At 39.8% G+C, this 24,153-nt stretch carries 22 protein-coding genes; 16 read left to right on the top strand and 6 right to left on the bottom strand.

The annotated features are described in order from the left end of the window. From IGI50_RS18400 to IGI50_RS18385, 4 genes are all read right to left on the bottom strand, one after another. A complete protein-coding gene (locus IGI50_RS18400) occupies positions 1–678 on the bottom strand; it encodes a hypothetical protein (protein ID WP_438778038.1) in 678 nt (225 codons plus the stop codon). Positions 679–736: 58 nt separating this feature from the next. Further along, positions 737–2,191, bottom strand: coding sequence for a sensor histidine kinase (locus IGI50_RS18395; RefSeq protein WP_070509445.1), 1,455 nt, complete (start codon positions 2,189–2,191; stop codon positions 737–739). Continuing rightward, positions 2,188–2,871: a response regulator transcription factor gene (locus IGI50_RS18390; RefSeq protein ID WP_438778037.1), complete on the bottom strand. Its 684-nt coding sequence runs from the start codon at positions 2,869–2,871 to the stop codon at positions 2,188–2,190. The genes IGI50_RS18395 and IGI50_RS18390 overlap by 4 nt, the downstream gene beginning before the upstream one ends. A gap of 77 nt (positions 2,872–2,948) precedes the next feature. Then, positions 2,949–4,364: a phospholipase D-like domain-containing protein gene (locus IGI50_RS18385; RefSeq protein ID WP_438778036.1), complete on the bottom strand. Its 1,416-nt coding sequence runs from the start codon at positions 4,362–4,364 to the stop codon at positions 2,949–2,951. 275 nt (positions 4,365–4,639) lie between these two features. Here IGI50_RS18385 and glpO point away from each other — a divergent pair, with 275 nt between their 5' ends. The 10 genes from glpO (at position 4,640) to IGI50_RS18335 (ending at position 15,796) form a co-directional block, all read left to right on the top strand. After that, positions 4,640–6,445 carry a type 1 glycerol-3-phosphate oxidase gene (gene glpO, locus IGI50_RS18380; RefSeq protein WP_438778035.1) on the top strand — a complete coding sequence of 602 codons (1,806 nt, stop codon included), beginning with the start codon at positions 4,640–4,642 and terminating at the stop codon, positions 6,443–6,445. 25 nt (positions 6,446–6,470) lie between these two features. Next, a complete protein-coding gene (gene glpK, locus IGI50_RS18375) occupies positions 6,471–7,979 on the top strand; it encodes a glycerol kinase GlpK (protein WP_438778034.1) in 1,509 nt (502 codons plus the stop codon). Positions 7,980–8,072: 93 nt separating this feature from the next. Beyond that, positions 8,073–8,795: an MIP/aquaporin family protein gene (locus tag IGI50_RS18370; RefSeq protein WP_010743427.1), complete on the top strand. Its 723-nt coding sequence runs from the start codon at positions 8,073–8,075 to the stop codon at positions 8,793–8,795. Positions 8,796–8,856: 61 nt separating this feature from the next. Next, complete coding sequence (locus tag IGI50_RS18365) at positions 8,857–9,390, top strand: GNAT family N-acetyltransferase (RefSeq protein WP_070509439.1); 534 nt, start codon at positions 8,857–8,859, stop codon at positions 9,388–9,390. Positions 9,391–9,422: 32 nt separating this feature from the next. Next, the gene (dhaK, locus tag IGI50_RS18360) at positions 9,423–10,406 is read left to right on the top strand and encodes a dihydroxyacetone kinase subunit DhaK (RefSeq protein ID WP_438778033.1); all 984 of its coding nucleotides are present in this window, start codon (positions 9,423–9,425) and stop codon (positions 10,404–10,406) included. Between the two features lie 97 nt (positions 10,407–10,503). Continuing rightward, the gene (dhaL, locus tag IGI50_RS18355; RefSeq protein WP_070509437.1) at positions 10,504–11,082 is read left to right on the top strand and encodes a dihydroxyacetone kinase subunit DhaL; all 579 of its coding nucleotides are present in this window, start codon (positions 10,504–10,506) and stop codon (positions 11,080–11,082) included. Next, positions 11,075–11,443: a dihydroxyacetone kinase phosphoryl donor subunit DhaM gene (gene dhaM / locus IGI50_RS18350; RefSeq protein WP_438778032.1), complete on the top strand. Its 369-nt coding sequence runs from the start codon at positions 11,075–11,077 to the stop codon at positions 11,441–11,443. The genes dhaL and dhaM overlap by 8 nt, the downstream gene beginning before the upstream one ends. Before the next feature lie 159 nt (positions 11,444–11,602). Beyond that, complete coding sequence (locus IGI50_RS18345; RefSeq protein ID WP_438778031.1) at positions 11,603–12,775, top strand: M20 metallopeptidase family protein; 1,173 nt, start codon at positions 11,603–11,605, stop codon at positions 12,773–12,775. Between the two features lies 1 nt (position 12,776). Continuing rightward, positions 12,777–13,988 carry an MFS transporter gene (locus tag IGI50_RS18340; RefSeq protein ID WP_438778030.1) on the top strand — a complete coding sequence of 404 codons (1,212 nt, stop codon included), beginning with the start codon at positions 12,777–12,779 and terminating at the stop codon, positions 13,986–13,988. 227 nt (positions 13,989–14,215) lie between these two features. Further along, complete coding sequence (locus tag IGI50_RS18335) at positions 14,216–15,796, top strand: C39 family peptidase (protein WP_438778029.1); 1,581 nt, start codon at positions 14,216–14,218, stop codon at positions 15,794–15,796. 50 nt (positions 15,797–15,846) lie between these two features. On the opposite strand, the gene IGI50_RS18330 is transcribed toward IGI50_RS18335, so the two are convergent. Together IGI50_RS18330 and IGI50_RS18325 are read right to left on the bottom strand one after the other, a co-directional pair. Then, a complete protein-coding gene (locus IGI50_RS18330; RefSeq protein ID WP_438778028.1) occupies positions 15,847–16,539 on the bottom strand; it encodes a DUF2461 domain-containing protein in 693 nt (230 codons plus the stop codon). Next, entirely contained in the window at positions 16,536–17,384 is an 849-nt protein-coding gene (locus tag IGI50_RS18325) for an RNA polymerase sigma factor (RefSeq protein WP_438778027.1), read from the bottom strand. The genes IGI50_RS18330 and IGI50_RS18325 overlap by 4 nt, the downstream gene beginning before the upstream one ends. Before the next feature lie 304 nt (positions 17,385–17,688). Between IGI50_RS18325 and IGI50_RS18320 the strand changes: the two genes are divergently transcribed. The 6 genes from IGI50_RS18320 (at position 17,689) to IGI50_RS18295 (ending at position 24,147) form a co-directional block, all read left to right on the top strand. After that, positions 17,689–20,460: a sigma 54-interacting transcriptional regulator gene (locus IGI50_RS18320; RefSeq protein ID WP_438778026.1), complete on the top strand. Its 2,772-nt coding sequence runs from the start codon at positions 17,689–17,691 to the stop codon at positions 20,458–20,460. An 81-nt stretch (positions 20,461–20,541) separates the two neighbouring features. Continuing rightward, positions 20,542–20,961 (top strand): PTS sugar transporter subunit IIA, encoded by a 420-nt coding sequence (locus IGI50_RS18315; RefSeq protein WP_438778025.1) that lies wholly within the window; start codon positions 20,542–20,544, stop codon positions 20,959–20,961. 24 nt (positions 20,962–20,985) lie between these two features. Then, on the top strand, positions 20,986–21,456 hold the full coding sequence (locus tag IGI50_RS18310; protein WP_438778024.1) for a PTS sugar transporter subunit IIB: 471 nt from the start codon (positions 20,986–20,988) through the stop codon (positions 21,454–21,456). 20 nt (positions 21,457–21,476) lie between these two features. Beyond that, positions 21,477–22,265, top strand: a complete 789-nt coding sequence (locus IGI50_RS18305) for a PTS mannose/fructose/sorbose/N-acetylgalactosamine transporter subunit IIC (RefSeq protein WP_010743440.1) — start codon at positions 21,477–21,479, stop codon at positions 22,263–22,265. Beyond that, a complete protein-coding gene (locus IGI50_RS18300) occupies positions 22,249–23,076 on the top strand; it encodes a PTS system mannose/fructose/sorbose family transporter subunit IID (RefSeq protein ID WP_371089236.1) in 828 nt (275 codons plus the stop codon). The genes IGI50_RS18305 and IGI50_RS18300 overlap by 17 nt, the downstream gene beginning before the upstream one ends. Positions 23,077–23,091: 15 nt before the next feature. After that, positions 23,092–24,147 carry an SIS domain-containing protein gene (locus tag IGI50_RS18295; RefSeq protein ID WP_438778023.1) on the top strand — a complete coding sequence of 352 codons (1,056 nt, stop codon included), beginning with the start codon at positions 23,092–23,094 and terminating at the stop codon, positions 24,145–24,147. Positions 24,148–24,153: the final 6 nt, after the last annotated feature.

The following is a 24,153-nucleotide window of genomic DNA, read 5'->3' as shown; positions in this document are numbered from 1 at the left end:
TTAATAGCAATGTCCTGCGTTTCTTCCGCGTTGTCCACCAGAGCCTGAGCCATCACGCAACCCATGGTGGGAACCTGCTTGCCCTGAGTTGTTTGGTTGATCACTTGCTTGTGAGGGTGAAGTACTCGGCTGAGCTTGAGCGAGCGTACTCTCATTTGCTTGTTGCTGAACACTAGATGCATTACCTGTATAATTCGTTCCAGTGCTCTGCTGAGTATTATTTACAACCGTGTTTTGTTGTCCATATTGGTTTCCCGTACCATCCTGAGGCTGAACACCATAATTTGTCGTTTCTGATGCTGGAGTGGTGCTTGAGTCGGGAGTTGTCTGTATTTGCTTTTCTTCATAGTAAGGACAATCTGGGACTCTTGGCCCATCTGCTCTCCCTAATCCTGTACCATCCTGCTTTCCGTTACCGAGACGCGCACCAGAGCCGTCCTGAGGTCGAGCTGCTGTCTGATTAGTAGCGGCAGTATCTTGATTTAATTGATTAAGAATACGATCTTGACGTAGGGGACAATCAACCTGAGGCGCTTTATAAATGTTGTTAATCGTACAATATCGCAGCTCTTGGATCCCTTGTCTAGAAGTAGCAGCTCCATCGGCCTCTATACTAGTTAAACCGATTAGACCTACAAAAAGAAAAGCTGTAAGAACCTTTTTATTAATTTTGATCATGAGTGATCTCCTCCTTTCGACTATAGTATGGAAGGAAAATGTGTCAAAAGTATGGCAATTAATAAGAAGGTAGAACAATTTTTATTGTAAACTGTTGCGAATTAGACTCAGCAGTAATTTGTCCCTCATGTCGTCTAATCACTTGCTTGGCAATTGCGAGACCAAGCCCCGTTCCATGCTGATAGTTTTGTGGCTGCCGATGAAATGAATCAAATAGCTGATCTGTGTTTTCTAGTGGTGTGATAAGTTCATTAGAGAAGGTCAAGGTTATTTGAGAATCCTTATTTAAAACGGAAACTTCGATCAATGAGTTTGAAGGAGAATACTTAGTTGCGTTATCCAAAAGAATCTTGATTACCTGAGTAATACGCATATAATCACCAAGTATCAAACAAGGTTGATCTATCTGATTCGTTTTCTTTATCACTTGTCCTTTTTCCTTAAAGGCCAATCGATAGCTTCTCAAAGCGTCATCAAGGCAGTCTAAAGGATTAACCGCTTCCTTTTGAATTTGAAATTCTGTTGATTGTAATCGGCTTAATTCCAACAAGTCAGTTACGAGTCGTTCTAAATTGGCGCTTTCCTTTAGTAGCTGCGCTAGATATTCTTGCTTCTCGTTCGTGCTTAAGTATCCGTCGTTAATTGCTTCTAGAGAACTTTTTATCACCATTACAGGTGTGCGCAGCTCATGAGAAATTTGAGAAAGAAAGTCTTTTTCAGATTGTTCTTTACGATCACGTGCCGATTTGGCTTCTGCTAATCTTCGGCTTAACAAAGTCAGTTGATCAGCAAGTTCTTGCAATTCATCTTTTGATTGAATTGACAAGGATTCCCCATAATTTTCATTTGCTAGCTTATCAGTATAAACCCGCATAGATTCAATCGGCTTGACAAAGCGCTTAGACAGACGCCATGCTAGGAAAATTGCAACAATAACAGATCCAAGCAAACTTAAAAGCAAGATCAAATATCCAGAAATTTGATTCTTGTGAATGGCATCAACCTGCGAGTGCATTAGAACAATCCCTTGGACAGAACCACCAGATAGAATAGGGGTCGCAATCGTTAATTCCTGTAACTGAAAAAGCTTTCTCTTTTTTGAAACCTGCATTTTTTTTTGATTAAAAGCAGCACGTACTAGCGATTTCGCTTCAGTTGGAGGCGTGGTTTGATTAGTGGAATCTTCATGGTGATAGGAAATAATTGTGTTCATATTCGTATCAACTACCCATACATCTTCCCCGGCAATTTGATTAAGAAATCTCAAGAACGCACCATAGCCGCCCATGCCAGCTCCTTGTCCATTGCCCTCTCCTTGACTTTGATGAGTGGTAGATTGAAAGTAGCCTGAGAGCGTCTCGCTGATCAGTTCGCTGCGGTGAGTCATTTCCTCCTGATGCATATCTTCGGTTTGCTTTGCGAAAAGAATGCCAAAAAAGAAGGCAATCATAAGCGCAAAAACCAATAGCAACGCTGCAAATTGTTTAATTAGTCGAACGGTAATCTTCTTCATGAGGAAACCTCAATTCGATAGCCTTCACCCCAAACAGTTTCAATTTGACAATCCTCAACACCCGCTTTTTTCAATTTTGCACGAAGTCGTTTAATATGACTGTCGACGGTGCGACTATCCCCGTAATAGTCATACCCCCAAACGGTATCTAATAAATTATCACGGGTAAAAACTTTATGGGGATATTTTGCGAAAAGGAGAAGCAACTCAAATTCTTTTTTGGTCAGCTTAATTTCGTTATCATGAATCAATGCCTGTCGGCTTTCTATTAGTAAACGCATTGAGCCTAAGAGAATTTGTTTTTCTACTATTCCTTTTTCAAAATCGATTCGTCGCATAATCGCTTTGATTCGATAAAGAACTTCTTTTGCAGAAAAGGGCTTAATAATATAATCATCTGCGCCAATTTCTAAACCTAAGATACGATCTGCATCCTCTGATTTTGCGGTGATCATGATGATAGGGACGGTTGATTTCTTGCGAATCTGCTGACAAATTTCAAACCCGTTCACATGTGGCAGCATAATATCTAAAAGAATAAAATCAATAGCATGACTGTCGAAATAGGGGAGAGCATCTTTCCCATCATATACGACGAAGATTTCATATCCTTCTTCGCTTAAAAAACGGCTCAACACTTTGACGATTTGTTCATTGTCTTCGATAATTAGAATTCTCACGATTGCCTCCTTGAATGGTATTCATATTTAGTCATAAGAAAAAATGGATGATAGCTCATAAATAGTAAGGGACTTTATCACAAAAGAAAGTCTAAGGGTTTTATAATTTTACTAATCAGATCCAAGAGCTTTTGTTTCGTTGGATGGACGATACGATGTTTAAGTTCACTTTTTTTATAAGTGGTTAAATTTTTGACCTGTAAACTTTCTGATTGATATTCCTGCATAATTTTTTTTAACTGGTCATGAAAACCTGGGCTATCAATAAAGATCATATTCTCACTGCTTAAAAAAGCGGAACGAGAGTCTAGATTGAATGAACCCACAGCACCAATCGTCTGATTCAGCAAAACAGCTTTATGATGAAGAGAACCATCGCCCTGATATTCCCAAATGTCCATCTGCTTATTTAACTGCTCCTTCTGATGTAAATAACCAGCATAAGCAAATAAATTAGGTGAGGTCGCTGCAGAATTGGTAATCAAGGTCAAATCTTTAGGAAGCGGTTTCTTTCCGAACTGCTTCATTTTATCAGAAATGATTACATACGGGCTTTGAATGGTCGCTTTCTCAGATTCTTCTACATAACGAACAAGCTGCTTCCAGAGCAACGGTTTTTTGACTAATGTGCCGACAGGATTATGAAGTAACAACCCTGCGTTGATCCTATGAAAATCCAAGGTTGAAAGAATTTCTTGTCGCAATATTTTTTCGTGACGATTGTTCGCCTTTCTAATTTCATTTGTCAGGTTGTTCAAGGCTCTTCCAGTAAAAGGACGTGACGAATGAGAACGATCATAGTTATAGCGAGAAGTCCAAAGCTTGTTGAAGTATTTTCTTCCTTGAGCAATCAACGAATTTTTTGATGAAGGACCATCCTTTTTAATAATTAGATCATAGTCATAGGTCGCTTCGTAATCTTCGGATTTTAACATGAAACGATTGCCTATATTTTTTCCAGAGGATAGAAAATAATTATCATCCGCTAAAATTAGCTTATCGTGTAATACATTATTGATTTCCCAAGGCTTTAAAAGATTTAAACCACCCATGGTTTTTACTTCAATATTTTTTTCATCACGAAATATTTCAAAAGGGATTCTGCTGGTGATACTCATCTCAGTGGCTAACCCGTTTAAAAGCAGTTTGATTTTAACACCGCGTTTTGCGGCCTCTAAAAGTTTTCCTACGAAGATTAGCCCACTATCATCATCAGAAATCGCATATTGCGATATATATAAGGTACTCTGTGCACTATCTATGAGCTGACAACGCAATGCCAAAGCTTGATCAAGCTTTGCCGTAACACAGACTGATTCATTTTGAATTTTTTTTGCGTAGAGGGCTTTTAAGGGTTCGGTCTCATCCTTTTCAGCTTCTTTAGCTACAGAATTTATTTGATGAAGATTGTAAATACATACGCAAAGACCAAAATAAATGAAATAGATGAATAAAAAGATAATTATTTTTTTGAACAAAGAAAAGAACTTCATACTATGATCCCTCCATTCGTATCCTCTGTCTCTATATAAATAGTTTATCATATAAAAACTAAGAGGGAATAATCTTGAAAAAATCAATGTAAGCAAAATAAGACAGTCTTTCGGTCTAATTGAGCAATAATTTACAATCTAAATTTTTTGAAAGCGTTTTTCGTTATGATACACTGATTTTGTAAGTTTGAAATATAAAACATTTCGCTTTTTTAGAAGGGGATGGTGACATCAGAGTTCATCTATAAATTCATTTTATTTGGAGGTGTAAATTCATGTTTTCTTTTCAAGAGCGATCGAAAATGATTCAAAACTTAAGCGATCAAACATTTGATCTGGTAATCATAGGAGGCGGAATCACTGGAGCAGGTGTTGCTTTACAAGCAGCAGCTTCTGGACTATCCGTCGCATTAGTAGAGATGCAGGACTTTGCAGAAGGAACATCTTCTCGTTCGACAAAACTCGTGCACGGAGGATTGCGTTATCTTAAAACCTTTGATGTCGAGGTAGTGGCGGATACGGTAAGCGAACGTGCAATTATTCAAGGAGTGGCACCGCATATTCCGAAAGCGGATCCAATGATTTTACCAATCTATGATGAACCGGGGTCTACCTTTAATTTGTTTTCTATAAAAGTAGCGATGGATCTTTATGATCACTTAGCAGGAATCACTGGTGGCAAGTATGCCAACTATATGTTAAGTAAAGAAGAAATTTTAAAAAGAGAACCACAGCTCGAGTCGAATGGTTTATTAGGAGGCGGCGTTTATTTAGACTATAGGAATAATGATGCCCGCTTAGTTATTGAGAACATCAAACGTGCCGTTGAGGATGGAGCAATTGCTGTCAGTCGATTAAAGGTCGAAGAGATACTCCACGATGAACAAGGAAAAGTTTCTGGTGTGAAGGCGAACGATCTACTGAGCAATCAAGCCATCACCATCAACAGTAAGCTAGTAATCAATACTGCTGGGCCGTGGTCAGATTTTGTAAATCAGTTAGATAAGGAAATTGATCATAAGCCGCATATGCGACCAACAAAGGGTGTGCATTTAGTTGTAGACGGTGAAAAACTCAAAGTGCCTCAACCAACTTATTTTGATACAGGGGAAAATGATGGTCGGATGGTTTTTGTAATTCCTAGAGAAAGCAAAACTTATTTTGGAACTACAGATACGGATTACCAAGGCGATTTCAATCATCCAACAGTAGAGCAAGAAGATGTCGATTATTTGTTAAAAATTGTCAATCGGCGCTACCCTGAGGCAAACTTAACCATTGAAGATATCGAGGCGTCGTGGGCAGGACTCCGGCCTTTAATTAGTGACGCTGGCGGTGATTATAATGGAACGGTGAAGGAAAAAATCAGCGATGAGAATTTTGAAAAAATCATCCGAGCGGCGGAAGATTATACTAACGGAAAACAGTCTCGTCCGGAAGTAGAAAAAACGATTACAGATGCCGCCAAAGAAGAACCAAAAGACAATCCTTCAGCCGTCTCTCGCGGCAGCGACTTGACCATCGCCAAAGATGGACTATTGATTTTATCTGGCGGGAAGTTGACGGATTATCGATTGATGGCTACTGGAGCAATGAAAAAAATTATTTCACTTTTGGCGGACGATGCTTTTCAATTAGTTGATTCTGAAAAGTATCCAGTTTCAGGTGGAGAAATCGACCCGAAAAATGTGGATGAAGAGCTGGAAAAAATTGCGAAAAAGGGTGAGGGTATCGGCTTGAATGCTGAAGAAGCTAAGTTTTTGGCTGAGCTTTATGGGTCAAATACAGAAAAAGTGTTTGCACTGAAGGATGAAGGAACCTTTGACGGTCTTTCATTGGCAGAGTCAATGTCCTTGCGTTATGCAATGGAAGCGGAGATGACACTGACACCGGTCGATTACTTATTGCGTCGAACAAACTATATGCTGTTCATCAGTCATCGATTGATGGAAATCAAGGATGCTGTTGTTGAAGCTATGGCGGACTATTTCGAATGGTCATCGGCAACAAAAGAGGCCTACCAAGCAGAATTGGAGCAGCAAATCAAGGAAACTCAATTAACGGATTTAAAAAAGCACTAAATATTATATAAAAAGGAGTGGGAACATGGAGTCTTATATCATGTCAATCGATCAAGGAACAACGTCAAGCAGGGCAATCGTTTTCGACAAAGCAGGGAAAGAGGTAAGTTCTTCACAGAAAGAGTTTACGCAGCATTTTCCAAAACCTGGCTGGGTAGAACATGATGCAAATGAGATTTGGAACTCGGTCCAATCGGTTATTGCAGGTTCACTAATTGAAGGTGGGTTGAAACCCGATCAAATCGGAGGAATCGGGATCACAAACCAGCGTGAAACAACGGTCATTTGGGAGAAAGAAACAGGCCATCCAATTTATAATGCCATCGTGTGGCAATCGAAACAGACGAGTGATATTGCGGATGACTTGAAGGAACAAGGCCATTCAGAAATGATTCAAAAGAAAACCGGCTTGTTGATTGATTCTTATTTTTCAGCAACAAAAGTAAAATGGATCTTAGACCATGTCGAAGGATCTCGCGAGCGGGCAAAAAATGGAGAACTGTTATTCGGAACAATCGACACTTGGCTTGTCTGGAAATTAACGGGTGGAGAAGTGCATGTATCTGACTATACCAATGCTAGCCGCACGATGATGTACAACATTTATGATCTGAAATGGGATCAAGAAATTCTAGATCTTTTGGATATTCCAAAAGAAATTCTACCAGAGGTAAAATCCAATTCAGAAATTTATGGCTACACAGCAGATTACCATTTCTATGGAAATAAAGTTCCAATTGCTGGTATGGCAGGGGACCAACAGGCAGCATTAGTTGGACAATTAGCCTTTGATAAAGGCATGGTGAAGAATACTTATGGAACAGGTGCCTTTATCGTCATGAATACTGGAGAAGAACCAATCCTTTCTGAAAGCGGATTATTAACGACAATTGGATATGGGATTGATGGCAAGGTAACCTATGCGCTAGAAGGAAGTGTATTCGTTGCTGGTTCTGCCATTCAATGGCTGCGTGACGGGTTGCGGATGTTCCAAAAAGCACCGCAATCAGAAGATTATGCGAAACGTGTAGACAGCAGTGAAAATGTTTACGTTGTTCCTGCCTTTACTGGTCTTGGAGCACCATATTGGGATCAACAGGCTCGCGGGGCTATCTTTGGTTTGACTCGCGGAACAACAAAAGAGCATTTTATTCGTGCCACATTAGAATCTTTAGCATATCAAACAGCAGATGTTGTAAAAACAATGAATAAGGATTCTGGTACAGACATTAAATTATTGCGTGTAGATGGGGGCGCTTCGAAAAACGATCTACTCCTGCAATTCCAAGCAGATATCTTACAGACTCCAGTAGAACGGGCGCCTTACTTAGAAACCACCGCTTTAGGGGTTGCCTATTTAGCAGGTCTAGCTGTCGGCTATTGGAAAGATATTGATGATATCAAAAAATTCGCTTCAGAAGGTCAACGCTATGAACCAGTGATGGATAAAGAGATAACGGATGACCTTTACGAAGGCTGGCAAGAAGCCGTTCAAGCAACGATGCAATATAAACATCAATCAAAAGAAAAATAAGTAACTAAATCAGCTGTACAACGCGACAGATATTTAAGAGAGAAAATATAGTTGTACAGCTGTTATAGGAACAAAAAATAAGGGGATGAGTTTATGGACACGAGTATGTCAACGCAGGTAATCGGTGAAATTATTGGAACAATGGTTTTGGTTTTATTAGGTGATGGCGTCGTGGCTGGTGTAAGTTTACGTAAAACAAAAGCTGAAGGTGCAGGATGGATTGCGATCACTCTAGGCTGGGGGGCCGCAGTTACAATAGGTGCTTACGCGGCTGGCTATATGTCCTTTGCCCATTTGAATCCCGCAGTGACGATTGGAATGGCCATTGCTGGAAAAATTGGCTGGGAAATGGTTGTTCCGTATATCTTAGGGCAAATGGTCGGTGCAATTATCGGAGCAGTGTTAGTATATATTCATTACTATCCGCACTGGAAAGAAACGAAAGATCAAGCGACTATTTTAGGTGTGTTCTCAACTGGACCAGCCATTCGCAGTTTAGGCGCCAACTTAATTAGCGAAATTATCGGAACCTTTATGCTGGTATTTGCCTTACTGGCTTTTGGCATGAGCAAATTTGGCGATGGATTGAATCCAATCGCTGTTGGTATTTTGATTTTGGTTATTGGACTTTCTTTAGGTGGAACAACTGGATATGCTATCAACCCAGCTCGAGACTTAGGTCCGCGGATTGCGCATGCCTTTCTGCCAATTCCAAATAAAGGCGAATCGGATTGGGGGTACTCTTGGGTCCCTGTTGTTGGTCCGATTATTGGTGGTATTTTAGCTGCATTATTGTTTATGATTTTACCAATGTAATTATTGAGGGTAATAGAGGTTTTCTATTACCCTAACATGTTTATTTTTTGAACAATTTTTCATGAAAGGGACGGAGAAAACGATAAAAACACAACGACTGATCATTAGAAAATTTGTGCCCAGTGATTGGCGTGATTTGTTGGAGTATCTGTCAGATCCACGTGTTGTAAAATATGAACCTTATGAACCGATTAATAAGCAACAAAGCATAGAAATCGCAAAAAGTCATAGCGAATCGGATCAATTCTGGGCAGTATGCTTAAAAAACAAGGTAATCGGGAATATTTACCTTGAAGAAGTCTTAGAAGGAAGCTGGGAGATTGGTTTTGTTTTTCATTCTGACTATCAACACCAAGGTTATGGTTACGAAGCGAGTTTAGGGATAATCAATCAAGTTTTCAACCAAGGAGCACATCGTGTATTTGCGGAGTGTCATCCGGAAAATCAAGCTTCCTGGAAACTATTAGAAAAGTTGGGATTTAAAAAAGAAGGACATTTAAGAAAAAATATCTTCTTTAATAGAACCGAAGAAGGAAAACCTATATGGCAGGATACACTTGTTTATGGATTGCTTAAAGAAGATGGCGTTTTATAGAGGAAATACCTTAAACCAAGGAGGAAAAGCGAGTGAAAAAAATAATCAATGATCCGAAAAATGTCGTGGAAGAAATGGTCAGTGGTTTGGTTGGTGCGTATCCAGATTATGTCAAGCAGGTTCCTGAAACTTTAGTTGTTGCCAGAAGCGACGATTATGATCAAGTCGCATTAGTCAGCGGTGGTGGAAGCGGTCATGAGCCTTCTCATGCAGGCTTCGTAGGAGATGGAATGTTGAGTGCGGCGGTTTGTGGTCAAGTCTTTACCTCACCAACACCAGATCAGATTCATGAAGCAATCAAGGCAACAGATAAAGGAAAAGGCACATTAATGATCGTAAAGAATTATTCAGGCGATGTCATGAACTTTGATATGGCAAAAGATTTGGCTGAAATGGATGATATCGAGGTAGATTCTGTCTTGGTTGATGATGATATCGCCGTTGAAGATAGCACGTATACTCAAGGACGTCGCGGCGTTGCTGGAACAGTCTTGGTTCATAAAATTATAGGCAGTATGGCACGTGAAGGAAAATCAGTATCCGAGCTAGCAAGCTACGGAAAAGAGCTTGTTAAAGACATAAAAACAGTTGGAATTGCTTTATCTGGTGCAACTGTTCCAGAGGTTGGTAAACCAGGTTTCGTGCTAGCAGACGATGAAATGGAGTTCGGGGTAGGAATCCACGGTGAACCAGGCTACCGTCGGGAAAAAATCAAAGATTCTTATGATATTGCGAAGGAAATTATCAGCAAGCTAAAAGCAGAATTCAACTGGCAGGCAGGCGACAGCTATGGATTATTTGTAAACGGAATGGGTGCTACACCATTGATGGAGTTATTTATCCTGTTCAATGATGCGAAGAAGATTCTCTCTGAAGAAGGGATTGAGCTTACGTTTTACAAAGTCGGCAACTATATGACCTCTCTTGAGATGGCAGGCGCCTCTATTACAATGATCAAATTAGACGACGAACGCCTACGTTTGTTGAATGAACCCGTTCATACAATCGCTTGGTAAAGAATTAATCATACTGTCTGTCTAGTCAACTAACAACGAAAAATAGCTATAGGCTGAAATCAAAAGAATAGTATTCGTACGAATTAGGAGGTTCATCATGTTTACACCAGAAAATTTGCGCAAGACATTAGAATTATTCAATGAAAAGATTCAAATTAAAAAGGATTATTTGAGTGAACTAGACACGCCGATCGGCGATGGCGACCATGGAAATAACATGGCTCGCGGGATGGACGCTGTAATGGCAGCAGATCTATCGGGAGAGCTGCCGGATATTTTCAAAGCAGCTGCCATGGCGTTGATTAGCAAAGTTGGTGGAGCATCAGGTCCTCTTTACGGCACAGCTATGATGGAAATGATGAAAGCCAGCAAAGATACAAGTGATCCAGAGCTTTTACTTAAAGCGGCTATCGCCGGAATCGAAAAACGAGGAAATTCGACTGTTGGAGAAAAGACTATGTTAGATTTATGGGTCCCTGCAGTAGAAAATTTAAATAACGGTACATTGAACCCGGCAACAATTGAAATTTTAGTAGAGAAAACAAAAAATATCAAAGCAACAAAGGGACGAGCATCTTATGTCGGTGAACGTTCGATTGGACACATTGATCCAGGTGCGATGTCATCAGCCTATTTCTTCGAATCTATGATTGAGGCAGGTGTTTTCAGTGAGTAGAGGTGTTCTATTGGTTTCTCACACAAAAGAAATTCCTGAAGGGTTAAAACGTCTCATTGGCGAAGTAGCCAAAAACGTTCCTGTAACAACTGCTGGCGGCTTAGAAGACGACGGTATTGGAACTTCAATGGAACGAATTTCTCAAGCCATCGAGGAGAATACAGCTGACCAATTGTTAGCCTTTTACGATCTTGGCAGTGCAAAGATGAACTTAGAAATGGCTATCGAGATGACGGATAAAAAAGTTACTCTCTTTGATACAGCTTTAGTCGAAAGTGCATATACGGCATGTGCTTTATTAGCGGCAGATGCTGACGAGGAAGAAATAGAAAAACAATTGGCGGAATTAAAAATAAAATAGAATCCAAAATACGTAGAGAAGTCAGAAAAACTGACTTCTCTTTTTTTATAAAATAACTAAGTAAGAAGAAACTATTGTTTTTTTGATGATTTGACATCAAAAAAAAGAAAATATTCGCTTTTGGAATATGCTATGATTTTTCCAAAAGGGGGAATAGAAATGGAAATGATTAAAGAAACAAAATTACTAGAAGAATTAATTAGTATTCGGCGACATCTACACCAAAATCCAGAGGTTGGAATGGCACTTCCCATTACTAAAAACTTTGTCTGGCAAAAATTGGTTGAATATGGCTATGAACCAAAAGCCTGCGGAAAAATGGGCATCACTTGTACGATCGGTCAAGGAGAGAACGTTTTTTTATTACGGGCGGATATGGATGCGCTACCATTAATGGAGGACACGGACTTATCTTTCCGGTCAAGAAATGGCGCGATGCATGCCTGCGGACACGACATGCATACAACGATGCTCTTAGGTGCTGCGAAAATATTGAAGGAGCGAGAAATGGAGTTGAAGGGAAAAGTAAAATTACTTTTTCAACCAGGGGAGGAGATCCTTCAAGGGGCAAAGGATTGTTTAAAGGATGGCTTATTAGACAATCCTAAAGTTAACGCCGGTGCGATGATCCATGTTTTTCCATTTAAGAATTTACCAGTAAAAAATGTGTTGGTTGCGCCAGCTGGAACATTCATGGCGAGTGCAGATTGGTTTGAAATTAAAGTAGCTGGAGTCGGTAGCCACGGCTCGATGCCAGAAGTATCCATTGATCCAATCAATGTTGCTACTAAAATCTATGATGCCTTACAAACCCTTTCAGCACGTGAAATAAGTTCAGCAGAACGCTTTGTTCTTACGATTGGTGAATTTGTCGGAGGGACACCTGGTTCATCGAATGTAATCCCAAACTCCGCCTATATGAAAGGAACATTACGCACCTTAAAAGAAGAAGTTCGTCAACAGATCAAAAAACGAATGGTTGAAATTTCAGCGGCGATTGGACAGGCATTTGGGGCACAGGTCACGGTTGATTTTACGAATGGCTGCTGCAGTAACGAAGTAGATCAAGACGTGACAGCCACGGTAAAAACTAGGTTAGAAAAAGTCTTTCCTTCAAACATTCTTCAACAAGCACCACTGGCAGTCCCTATGATGGGAAGTGAAGACTTTGGTGAAATCAGTCATCGAATCCCAACAACCACATTATTTATCACCGCGGCTGATACAGAACTGATGCTGCATAATCCTAAAATCGTTTTAGATGAAAATATTTTGGAATTTGGTGCAAATGTCTATGTAGAAGCTGCTTTGGCTTTTCTCGAAGGTGCATAAAATGATGGAAAAAAATAAAATAAATCGCTCTTTGCTTTTAATATTTTTAGGCTATACCTGTGTCTATCTCGATAAAAATATTATCAGCCTATCAATTATTCCCATCGCACAAGATTTAGGAATGAATGCTGGGCAAAAAGGACTGGTTTTGAGTGCCTTTTTTCTAGGTTATACCTTATTTCAAATACCCTTTGGTTTTTTGGGCAATCGATTAGGTACCCGTAAAGTCATGATTTTTGCGATTTTACTAATTGGTACTTTGATGATTTGTTTAGGTTTTGGCTTTTCCTTATTTTATCTGCTGTTTATCCGTTTTATTGCCGGATCATTTGCCCATGCAGGCTATCCGTCAGCTGTTAGCGGATTTGTAACGAAAGAAGTAGAACCGGCCAAACGGGGAGCTGTTCAGTCATCAATGATTGCTTCCTCTGGTTTTGCAGGGATTGTAGGGCCTTTACTCGTCGCTCCCTTGTTAACTTTCGTCGGCTGGAAAATGACCTACTTTATTTATGGCAGCATTGTCTTGGTCATTGGATTGATCATGGTACGTGGAATCCCAAAGACAGCCGGCGTGCCTCTTGTTACGGCTAATCAGTCGAATGTTTCTTTTATCAAGATGATCAAAGATCGAAATGTATGGGTCATGGTACTTGCTGCCTTTTTCATCAATGCCGCCGTTTACGGGATGACAGGATGGATTGCCTCGTACTTAGTGGATGAATTTCAATTAAGCATGAATAATATGGCGATGATGACTGCGTTAATTGGCTTTGTTATGATGATTAGCGCAATATTTGCCGGATCTGCAGTTAGCCGCTATTTTAAGAACCGAGAAAAACAAGTGATCTTAGTTGCTTCGATTGCAGGTGGACTTGTGGCTTTTCTGCTTTCAAAAAGTCATTCACTAATTCTGAGTATGCTCTTTTTAGCGATTGCAGTAGCTGCTGCTAGTGTCGGTTTTGCGACATTGATGAGTTTGCCTGTAAAATTATTCGCAGAGCGAGAAGTTTCTACAAAGTATGCCATTATTAATGCAATAGGCGTTTCAGGTGGATTTTTTGCACCAATGATTATTGGGGCATTAGTTAATACTAGTGGTTCTTACGAAGGAGCCTTCACCTTCATTGCTTTAGTTTTTGTTTTAGCTGGCTTCGTTTCTCTTGCTATCCAATCAAACAGTGAGAAAGAAATAATTGGAGAGTTAGAACGCTAAGTTTAAATTTTTAGAGTCATCAGTTATTTTTCTGATGGCTTTTTTAATGTTCATTTGTTGAATGTTGTAAATAAAGAGAGACTTATGGCATCTGTAAAACTTAATAATAATTATTTGTATTATTGTTTAATAATTTGATAAAATACACTTGTGATAATAAATAATATTTATTTTATGTAGATAGATGAAAAGTTGCATTGATTTGAATTTTGGTAGGGGGAAAATGAATGGAAAAGAAACGCTTTAAAATGTACAAAAAAGGTAAGAATTGGTTAATCGCACCAATTGTTTTCTTAGGGATTTTAGGTGCTGTTGGTATTGGGATCGATAAAAATGCTGTCTACGCCGATGAGATTGAAGCTGTATCCACCCAGCAAGCTGTTTCAGAAGAACCGATCAGCACAGAGACCAATGAGATTGAAGCTAATGAGTCAAATCAAGCAACGACGCCAAATCCTGAAGAAACTGAAACTGATACAGATAGAATAACTGAACAAGCTGAGAATGATTCTGCCCAACTAGATGCTCCTGAGATAGCTCCGACTTCGAATGATAATATGGAGAATGATTCAATTGAACAAAAGAATGACGAAACAGAAAACGTTACCGTAGAAGAACCAGAACCTGAAAAAGAGATTGAAACGACAGATAACAGTGCTGAAGAAGTGCAGACGGAAATACCCGTGTCCTCAAATGCACTAGTAGAAGAACAAAAAGAGACTACAACTGTTCAATCTAGCCAACCCGTAGAAAAGCAGACTGCCTCTTCTGCGGCTAAAGCAGTGACGCAATCTTCTTCAGCTGCAGTTAGCAGAGCGGCAACAACTAAAGCGGCTGCCAGAGTCGCCATTTATCGTGTGTATAATCCAAACTCTGGGGAGCATCTCCATACTATGAACGCGGGTGAGCGTGATTATTTGGTTCGACTTGGTTGGCGCAATGAGGGAATCAGTATGTATGTGAATGGAACTGGAAATGATCTTTATCGCTTATATAACCCTAATTCTGGCGAACATTTCTACACATTAACAGCTAAAGAAAGAGATAATCTGAAGAAGCACGGCTGGCGTTATGAGGGAATCGCCTGGAAAACACCAAAAACGGGACAACCGATGTATCGTGTTTTCAATCCAAATGCACGGGGCGCGGGTTCCCACCATTACACGATGCTTCTAAGTGAACGAAACGATTTAATTAAAAGAGGTTGGCGTAACGAAGGAATTTCTTGGTACACTCTTGGCGGATCACAAAGTGTCGCTTCCTATGCCTTGCTGAATGCTTCATACATCAATCAAAATAGTGCCGGTTATCCGATGGGCTGTGAAGCCGCATCATTATTGCAGGCCTTACAAAATAAGGGCTATGCTAAGAAATACAATTTGAAGAGCTTTATTAAGGAAATGCCTATGTCGCCAAATAACAATCCTAACAATGGCTTTTCGGGACGCCCTGATGTGATCAAACCCAATATCTATCATTCAATTTATGCAAAACCGTTGGCACAATGGGGGAATAAATATGGGAAGGTCGCGGATATTTCCGGCTGTTCTGTCGAAACATTAAAGGATGAACTCCGTAAGGGGAACCCAGTTGTTGTCTATGTAACAGGAAACTATGCGAAGCCAGTCTATGGTAAGTACTGGTGGGGAACAGGGATTGACAATGCCCACGTCGTAACCCTGGATGGCTTCAATGAGTCGAACAATACGTATCATATCTCCGATCCAAATGCTGGCAAATACTGGGTATCCGCTAGTAAATTTGAAGCTAGCTACAATTTAAGAAGATCCGCTGTTGTTGTAAGATAAGCAGTGAGGAAAACAGCCAACCGCTTTGTCAAAGGGTTGGCTGTTTTGTTTTATTTACGTTCGGGAAAACGGAAGTCTCGAAGCGCAGTATTCAAAAATTGATTGAATTCTTTCATTAATAGAAACTTCTCTGTGGTCTCTGTAACAAAATCATCGGCAGAAAGGATTTCTTCATCACTAATGGGTAGTTCTAAGTACATACTTTTATATTTCAAATAGTCTCCAATAGAGGTGTTAGCATAATCTTCATAGCCCCGCGGGATTCGCTTTAATTGATTTCCTTTCACCTGATAGTATTGTTTGAAGGCCGGCTTTTCAATAATCGAGAAAAATTGAGCTTCGTGTTCAATTAAAGCTTGACGAATACACTCTGTAGCGTCAGAAAACATATCCGCAAATAATCCTCCGCCTAAAAAAGACTGATTGTTTGGTTTCAAGAAAATGAAGTAACCACAAGGGATCGGTAGTTTTCCGTTTGGACCGATATGAGCACGAAAAACAGGATTATAAGGTGATTTATCATGACTAAAGCGTGTATCGCGATTAAGCTTGAAGGTTAAATTTTTTGCTGGTATCAAGGGACTGTCAGGATCTTTTTCGTGAAGACTTTGAGAGAGGCTGTCTATCAATTGATTGAACGCTTCAGTCGCTTCCATCCTAGCTTGCTTTGTTTCGTGGAACCATTCACGGTTGTTGTTTTTCTCTAATTCAGATAAGTAGTTAAAGATTTTTTTATAGGTCATAAAAGTCCATCCTCCTGGGTTAGTTCCGATAATTGTTGTGATCCAAGCAGTTCTTTGAGAAACTGTTGAGGATCAAAAGTAGATTGATAGTGAGACAAGGTTTCAAATAGAAGGGTTTGCTCATCTAAAAATTCCATGTTTTGTTTTTGATGAAAAATTGTTCCTAGCTTTGATTTTTTTAAAGAAGAATAATCGAGCTGGGAAGGATTGAGTCGCTTTTGTTGAATAGCGAAGGGGATTCTCCTTTTACACTCACAGCTGCCACCAGCTACTCCACAATGAGCACTCAAAAAACTTCCCATTCGTTTTCGTGTGCGAGATAGCTTCTTTCGATAGGCTTCCGGTGTCATTTCTAGTAAGCCACCGGCTAGCTGACTATTCATTTTAAACATCGTTCCCAAAATAAAAACACAGCGATCTTGAGGACTTAAGCACTGCAACATAATATTTGTGCAGGAAAGTTTTAATTCCTCAGCAAGCTCGTCTTCTTCTAAGCCGAAATAATTTTCATCAGTTACTGGAATCGACTGTTCTAGATCCTCTGACATAAGATCAAAGGTCAGTTTTTCTTTAAAGGACCGCTTTTTTTGATTATTTATCAGGTAATTGATGGCAATTCGATAAACCCAGGTGCTAAAGCGACTATACTGCTTAAAAGAAGATAGGTTCGTCATTGCCTTAAGCAGAATTTCTTGCGTTGCATCCTCAGCATCAAAAACATTTCCCAACATCCTTAAAGAAAGATTGAATACACTGTCTTTAACCGAAGCTAATAATTCTGCTAAAGCATCGGAATTTCCTGCCAATGAGGCTTCAACGAGTAGTCTTTCTTGATCGTTTTCCATTATTTCCCTCCTTTAACCCATTAGACAAACGAAGGGGATAAGTGTGACATTATTTGTCCTGCTTTCTTCTATTTTGTCAGATTTTTCCTTTTCTTGCTATGAATAATTCAAGTCAAATAATCTTCAACACTCTATTCAACAGTTTCTGATCATTCATAAAGTGTTGAACTTTTTTGATTAATGTCCGACAGTTCTTCAAATAGAAGAGGAACAATAACTGGCATCGTGCTTGCTTAATGAAAAGTGAAAAATATGATTGACTTTGAATCAGCTTTTTTTAATATAAAGAGAAGGGGGAAAGTGTATGAAAGAGGAATTATTAAATTATTTAAAGAATCAAACAGCTTTTCTCAATTTAGAGGATCTAAGCGAATTGTTCACTGCATCCAAATTAGCTGAAATTTTCAACGTTAAACGAAACACCGTGAGTCAGTATTTAAACCAATTGACTGAAAGCGGAGAGCTTGTAAAAATAAATTCCAGACCGGTTTATTATTTTCACAAAGGAGCCTTTGAAAAGCAATTTTTTGGGTTACGCACGAATCATTATGAAAGCGTTCAAATGATTTTAGCTGAGCAGCCGATGTTTGGGAAAGAGCAGGACTTCTTTTCGCTTTTGATTGGCCATGATAAAAGTCTCAATCGGGTCATTGAACAAATCAAGGCGGCGCTTAATTATCCTGATGGTGGTCTGCCGGTGCTGATCAATGGGGAGAGCGGTACTGGGAAAAGCTATCTAGTCAAGCTGGTTCATCATTATTGCATTCAAAAAGAGCTGTTACCAGAAGACGCACCGTTTATCACCCTAAACTGTGCTCAATATGCGAACAATCCTGAATTGTTGACGAGTAATCTTTTTGGCAGTGTGAAGGGAGCCTATACAGGAGCAGAGACGGATCGGAAGGGAGCCTTTGAAGCCGCTGATGGTGGGATACTGTTTTTGGACGAGGTACACCGCTTAAATGCGGAAGGTCAGGAAAAGCTCTTTACGTATTTAGATCAGGGAGAGATTTATCGAATGGGAGACACTAGTCACCCAATAAGTGTTCATACCAGATTGTTTTTTGCAACAACAGAGGATTTGACAAGTAATTTTTTGAATACCTTTATTCGGCGCATCCCAATTCAGGTGACGATCCCTTCTTTGCAGGAGCGAGCGAGAAACGAACGTTTAGAATTGATCTATTCTTTTTTGATCCATGAACAGACGAAAGTCAAACGGGAACTGCTGATTACAGGTCAGACTTTAGAATTATTGGCTAGTGGAAACTTTAAGGGAAACATCGGTGAGCTAAAAAATATCATTAAGGTCATGACAGCTAAGGCGCTTTCTGAAGTAAGTCCTGACCAGCCAGTAAAGCTGACTATTTATCACTTGCCAGAATCCTTGCTTTCAATGAATAGTTCTAATTTGCAAAACTCACTGCCTGAGGAAGTTTTGATCAATAGTGAATCGCGTCTGGATACTTTAATGTTAGCAAATACCCAGAGTCAGAAAAGAGTAGAGGATTCTTTTACTAAGATGATTTTGGAATATCAAAAGTCTCAAGGGCGATTAAGCGACTGTCAATTGAATTTAAAAGAAATCGTCGATCAGCTATTTGATTACCTGCTGTTTGAAACGGATCGTCAGCAAAAGCATGAGATGCTCTTGTATCTTACTCAATATGTTCGTGAAACTTTTCGACAAATGGAAAGTGCTTATCAGATTAAGTTTAACGGTAATAGTGTCTATGCTGTCGGGTACTACTTATTTCAGCGAGGCTCTAGTCGTTGGATGTCTGAGGACACTCAAATCATGGAGCTGATACGTCAGCTAGAAACGCAAATCTCTGAAGCCTATCCAGCGAGCTATCATTATGTTCAGAGAATTCTTGAGCTGTGTAAGCCAAAGGTAGATATCGAAATATCAGCAATGGATCGCATTGTATTGACCCTATATTTGAAAAAGGCTGATTGGACGAAAGAGCAAGGAATGGCAAAAGCGGTAATCGTCGCTCATGGCTATGCGACGGCCAGCAGTATCGCCAATGTAGCCAATCGCTTTTTAGGAAAAGATGTTTTTGAATCCTTTGATATGCCTTTGGATGTGACACCGCAGCAAATCGCGGAAGAAATTTTAGATTATAGTGAAAACAATGATATCTCAAATGGGTTGGTTATTCTGGTAGATATGGGTAGTCTCAAGGAAATTTATCAATACTTTCCAAAACAAATCAACGTTCCGATCGTTATTATGAACAACGTAACTACGCCACTAGCGATCGCTGTGGGTGAAAATATCAAGTTTCAACGAACATTGAATGAGCTGGCAACTAAATCTGCCGAGGAAGCACATTTTGATTGGGAAATCATTTATCCTGAGGAAAACCGAACCAAAGCGTTATTGACTACCTGTCAAACAGGAATCGGAACAGCTGCGCAAATTTGTCATTTACTTGAAAAAAGCTTGCCTAGTACGTGTGAGTTGAAGATACTTCCTTACGAGTATCGTGTTTTAGAAGAGAAAAAACTAGATGAAACTGTTTTTTCAGTTTATGACGTGTTAGGAATTATTGGTACCGATGATCCTCAAATTCCAAAGATGCCATATTTATCCTTAGAGGAATTGATTTCCGGTGATGAACAGCAGATCCTTACAGAATGGTTAACATCCGTGATGACGGAGGAAGAAAATCAAATTTTCAATACCAATGTGATTCGTAATTTCTCTTTGGAAAAGGTCATAGATTCAGTTACCATACTTGATACAGATAAGGTCATGAGTGAGATCGATCTATTTATGCGTGACTTAGAGTTGGCTGGAAGAATTCAGCTATCAAACGCGAAAAAGCTTGCTCTTTATGTACACGTTAGTTGTTTGATCGAACGGCTGATACGAAATGTTCCGATTGAGACCTACGAAGGTTATGCGGAACTGTATCAGTGTCAAAAAGAACTCTTGGAAATCATCAAACAGGCGTTTAGTGTCATAGAAAGAGATTATAGTGTCACGATCCCTGATTCTGAACTCGCTTATATATTTGATATTATCCATGAAAAGTCTGATACTTCTATGAAAGACGAAGAATTTTAGCAAAGCAAGCGGTGCGCCACTAAAGTTGGCACACCGCTTGCTTTTATTATAAGTGTAGAAGAGATTGAGAGGTGAATCGTATTGGAAAGAAAACTGGTTCTAGCATCCCATGGCAAGTTAGCGTCAGGAATGCGTTCTTCTTTAGCGCTGATCTGTGGAACCCAAATAACAGTGGAAACATTGGATTGCTATTTAACAGAAGATTTCGACTTAGAAAAAGAAGTAAATGAACTGCTGGAAAAGTATCACCAGCAAGAATTGGTTGTGGTGACTGATTTATTCGGCGGCAGCGTAAATAATGAATTCTTAAGCCATATTGATCGTTCGAACTTCTATTTAGTCGCAGGAATGAATTTGCCATTTTTAGTAGAACTAACGATGCAGTTGCAAAGCGCTGAATCTCTGCCGCAGCTCATCGAAACAGCGTTGGAGTCATCGAAACAGATGATCCAATTTTGTAATCAAGTGGTCAAAAAGGAACTAGCAGAAGAAGAATTTTAATCATAAGAAATGGAGGAGAAAAAAATGATTTTACTAACAAGAGTGGACCATCGATTATTGCATGGGCAAGTGGCGTTTTCATGGGCGCAGGGGTTGGGAGCCGATTGTATTTTGATCGCAAATGATGACGTTCCTACAAATGAGCTGCGTAAAACAACGATCAAATTAGCCAAGCCGCAGGGAGTCAAATTGGTTATCAAAAATATTGAAGACTCGATTGCGGCACTTCAAAGCGGCGTGACAGACAAATATAAATTGTTTATCGTCGTGGAATCGATCGCAGATGCAAAAAAACTAGCAGATTCGTATCCACAGATCCAAAAAATTAATTTAGGCGGCATAAAGGCAAAAGAAGGCACAAGAAGCATCGGGAAAGCGGTAAATGTTCTACCAGAAGAGGAAGAAGTTCTAAAGGAAATGGTAAACAAAGGGATTGAAGTTGAAATTCGACAAGTTCCTACTGATAAAAAAGTCGCTGTCACTGAAGTTCTTTAAAAAAGAAAGGTTGAAGAAATATGCTTATTCAAGCAATTTTACTTGGGTTAGTCGCGTTTATTGCTCAGTCTGAGTATGCGTTAGGGACCTCGCTCTTGTCCCGACCAATCGTAACGGGATTATTTACGGGGATCGTACTAGGAGATATGAAGGCCGGCATTATTATGGGGGCAACATTAGAGTTAGCATTTATTGGTTCCTTCTCAGTCGGAGCGGCGATTCCGCCGGATGTTGTTACTGGTGGTGTTTTAGGAACCGCCTTTGCGATTACCGCCGGTGCAGGAACAGAAACAGCTTTGCTTCTAGGATTGCCAATTGCGACCTTGACATTGATTCTGAAAAATATTTATCTTGGAATTTTAATTCCAATTATGAACCAAAAGGCTGATAAATACGCTGAAGAAGCCAATTATAAGGGAGTCGAGCGTATGCACTTAGCCGCTGGTCTGGGACTTTCTTTGATGCTTGGTTTAGTCGTAATGATCTCATTTATGGTAGGTAGTAAAACGGTTGGTAATTTGCTAGCCATGATTCCAGAATTTATTCAACACGGCTTATCTGTGGCGACTGGTTTGATTCCAGCATTAGGGTTTGCCATGCTTGCTAGATTATTAATCAATAAGCAAGTGGCTCCGTATTTCTTCTTAGGCTTTGCTCTAGCTGCCTATTTAGAAATTCCGGTAACGGGAATCGCTATTTTCGGCGCCATCGTTGCGGTGGTTGTGGTGAATATTATGAATGTGCGCGGCGGTCAGAATAATAGTGCTCAAACTTCAACAGGGGAGGTAGTTGATGATGATGACTTCTAATGAAAAAGATGAGTTAAAAATCACGAAAAAAGATTTAAGCAAGGTGTTTTGGCGCTCTTTCCAAATGGAATTCTCTTGGAACTATGAACGTCAGATGAATCTCGCCTACTGCTACGCCATGATTCCAATCCTGAAGAAGCTGTATAAAACCAAAGAAACAATGGCTGCCGCATTGAAGCGTCACTTAGAGTTCTTCAATACTACCCCGCATATTGTAACGCTGATCTTGGGGATTAACGCAGCGATGGAAGAAGAAAATGCCAACGACCCCAATTTTGATGTTTCAACCATTGATAATATTAAAACCTCATTAATGGGTCCGCTAGCCGGCATTGGTGACTCCTTCTTCTGGGGAACCCTACGCTTGATCGCTACAGGTGTAGGAACGTCACTAGCCATGCAAGGAAATATCTTAGGTCCGATTCTATTCTTGGTTATTTTTAATATTCCACATTTATTGTTCCGCTATTTTGCAACTTCATGGGGCTATAAATTAGGGACAGGCTTTTTGAAGAAAATTCAAGAAAACGGCATGATGGGCAGTCTAACATTAGGCGCTTCGATTATTGGGTTGATGGTTGTTGGTGGAATGACCGCCTCAATGATCGATATCAACATTCCACTAAAAATCGGTACAGGAGAAAATGCTGTGACCGTACAAAGTATTTTTGATGATATCGTACCAAGAATCTTATCCTTAGGCGCTTTCGGAGCAGTCTTCTATCTGTTGAAAAAGGAAGTCAAAGCGTTGACGATTTTATTAGGGTTAGCTATTTTTGGCATCCTTGGTTCATGGATCGGTCTCTTTTAAGAATGGAGGAATAGAATGACAACAAAAACAATGCTTGATTACATCAATCAAGAACAGGAAACATTAGCTAAAATTTTGAAGGACTATGATTTTTCCAGCGATTCGAAATTTTCTACAATGGCTACCGTCACCATTTTAGCTACCGGCTCTTCCAACAATGCCTGTTTATCTGCGAAGGCTGCGTTTGAACAGCTGGCGGATGTGAGCATCACTATTGAAGAGCCCTATAATTTCAACCATTATGGACGATTGATTAAGGGAACAGATACAATCATCGGTGTGTCGCAAAGCGGAAAGAGTGCTTCGACAATTGATGCGATGAAGCAATTAGATAAGCAGGAAATTCAACGAATCGTTTTGACAAGTGATCTTGACAGTCCGATTGCTCAAGTCGTCGATACTGTCATTGATTTAAACACTGGAATTGAAACAGTTGGTTTTGTAACGAAAGGTTTTTCGGCGACAATTTTACAGCTGATTTTGTTAGCGATCAAAGTAGGGGTATCGAAAAATAAAATCGATGAGCAACGTTTGGTCGAGCTGAAGGAAGAATTACAGAAGGCGATTGAAAAAATTCCAGCAGTCATTGCCCAATCTGATGAGTTTTTTAAACAGCATGAACCGCTTTTGAAGCTTGGTGGTCGATTTGTTGCTCTAGGCTATGGACCAAACTGGGGAACGGCAAAGGAATTTGAGACGAAATTCACGGAAACAGTTCGCCGTCCCAGCCAAGGCTTTGAACTGGAAGCATATATGCACGGGCCTTATCTAGAAGCAAATTGGGAGCATACACTGTTCTTCATCGAAACACCAAGCGTCAATCAAAGCAGATCACAAGCATTAGCGGATTATATGGAAAGCTCTGTCGGAAATATTCTAAAAGTAACCACAGAAAAAAGTTCTGATAAGAATACTTTGGGCCTAGCTGTCACGATTCCAGAGATTTTCTCACCATTACTATTGATTATTCCATTCCAATTATTGGCTTATCGCACAGCGACAGCAAAAGGAATTGATTTAAGCAAACGAATTTTTGATGATTTTGATTCGGTATTAAAAAGTAAAATATAAAAAGTT

The sequence above is a fragment of the Enterococcus sp. DIV0170 genome (assembly GCF_051710765.1).
Classification (GTDB): domain Bacteria; phylum Bacillota; class Bacilli; order Lactobacillales; family Enterococcaceae; genus Enterococcus_A; species Enterococcus_A raffinosus.
This window is presented reverse-complemented; position numbering and strand designations above follow the sequence as displayed.

What these genes read in the sequence shown, in the direction of transcription:
- IGI50_RS18400 (WP_438778038.1), bottom strand. Translation starts at nt 678, where the DNA reads ATGATCAAAATTAATAAAAAGGTTCTTACAGCTTTTCTTTTTGTAGGT.
- IGI50_RS18395 (WP_070509445.1), bottom strand. Translation starts at nt 2,191, where the DNA reads ATGAAGAAGATTACCGTTCGACTAATTAAACAATTTGCAGCGTTGCTA.
- IGI50_RS18385 (WP_438778036.1), bottom strand. Translation starts at nt 4,364, where the DNA reads ATGAAGTTCTTTTCTTTGTTCAAAAAAATAATTATCTTTTTATTCATC.
- glpO (WP_438778035.1), top strand. Translation starts at nt 4,640, where the DNA reads ATGTTTTCTTTTCAAGAGCGATCGAAAATGATTCAAAACTTAAGCGAT.
- glpK (WP_438778034.1), top strand. Translation starts at nt 6,471, where the DNA reads ATGGAGTCTTATATCATGTCAATCGATCAAGGAACAACGTCAAGCAGG.
- IGI50_RS18370 (WP_010743427.1), top strand. Translation starts at nt 8,073, where the DNA reads ATGGACACGAGTATGTCAACGCAGGTAATCGGTGAAATTATTGGAACA.
- IGI50_RS18365 (WP_070509439.1), top strand. Translation starts at nt 8,857, where the DNA reads ATGAAAGGGACGGAGAAAACGATAAAAACACAACGACTGATCATTAGA.
- dhaL (WP_070509437.1), top strand. Translation starts at nt 10,504, where the DNA reads ATGTTTACACCAGAAAATTTGCGCAAGACATTAGAATTATTCAATGAA.
- IGI50_RS18345 (WP_438778031.1), top strand. Translation starts at nt 11,603, where the DNA reads ATGGAAATGATTAAAGAAACAAAATTACTAGAAGAATTAATTAGTATT.
- IGI50_RS18340 (WP_438778030.1), top strand. Translation starts at nt 12,777, where the DNA reads ATGATGGAAAAAAATAAAATAAATCGCTCTTTGCTTTTAATATTTTTA.
- IGI50_RS18335 (WP_438778029.1), top strand. Translation starts at nt 14,216, where the DNA reads ATGGAAAAGAAACGCTTTAAAATGTACAAAAAAGGTAAGAATTGGTTA.
- IGI50_RS18330 (WP_438778028.1), bottom strand. Translation starts at nt 16,539, where the DNA reads ATGACCTATAAAAAAATCTTTAACTACTTATCTGAATTAGAGAAAAAC.
- IGI50_RS18325 (WP_438778027.1), bottom strand. Translation starts at nt 17,384, where the DNA reads ATGGAAAACGATCAAGAAAGACTACTCGTTGAAGCCTCATTGGCAGGA.
- IGI50_RS18320 (WP_438778026.1), top strand. Translation starts at nt 17,689, where the DNA reads ATGAAAGAGGAATTATTAAATTATTTAAAGAATCAAACAGCTTTTCTC.
- IGI50_RS18310 (WP_438778024.1), top strand. Translation starts at nt 20,986, where the DNA reads ATGATTTTACTAACAAGAGTGGACCATCGATTATTGCATGGGCAAGTG.
- IGI50_RS18305 (WP_010743440.1), top strand. Translation starts at nt 21,477, where the DNA reads ATGCTTATTCAAGCAATTTTACTTGGGTTAGTCGCGTTTATTGCTCAG.
- IGI50_RS18300 (WP_371089236.1), top strand. Translation starts at nt 22,249, where the DNA reads ATGATGATGACTTCTAATGAAAAAGATGAGTTAAAAATCACGAAAAAA.
- IGI50_RS18295 (WP_438778023.1), top strand. Translation starts at nt 23,092, where the DNA reads ATGACAACAAAAACAATGCTTGATTACATCAATCAAGAACAGGAAACA.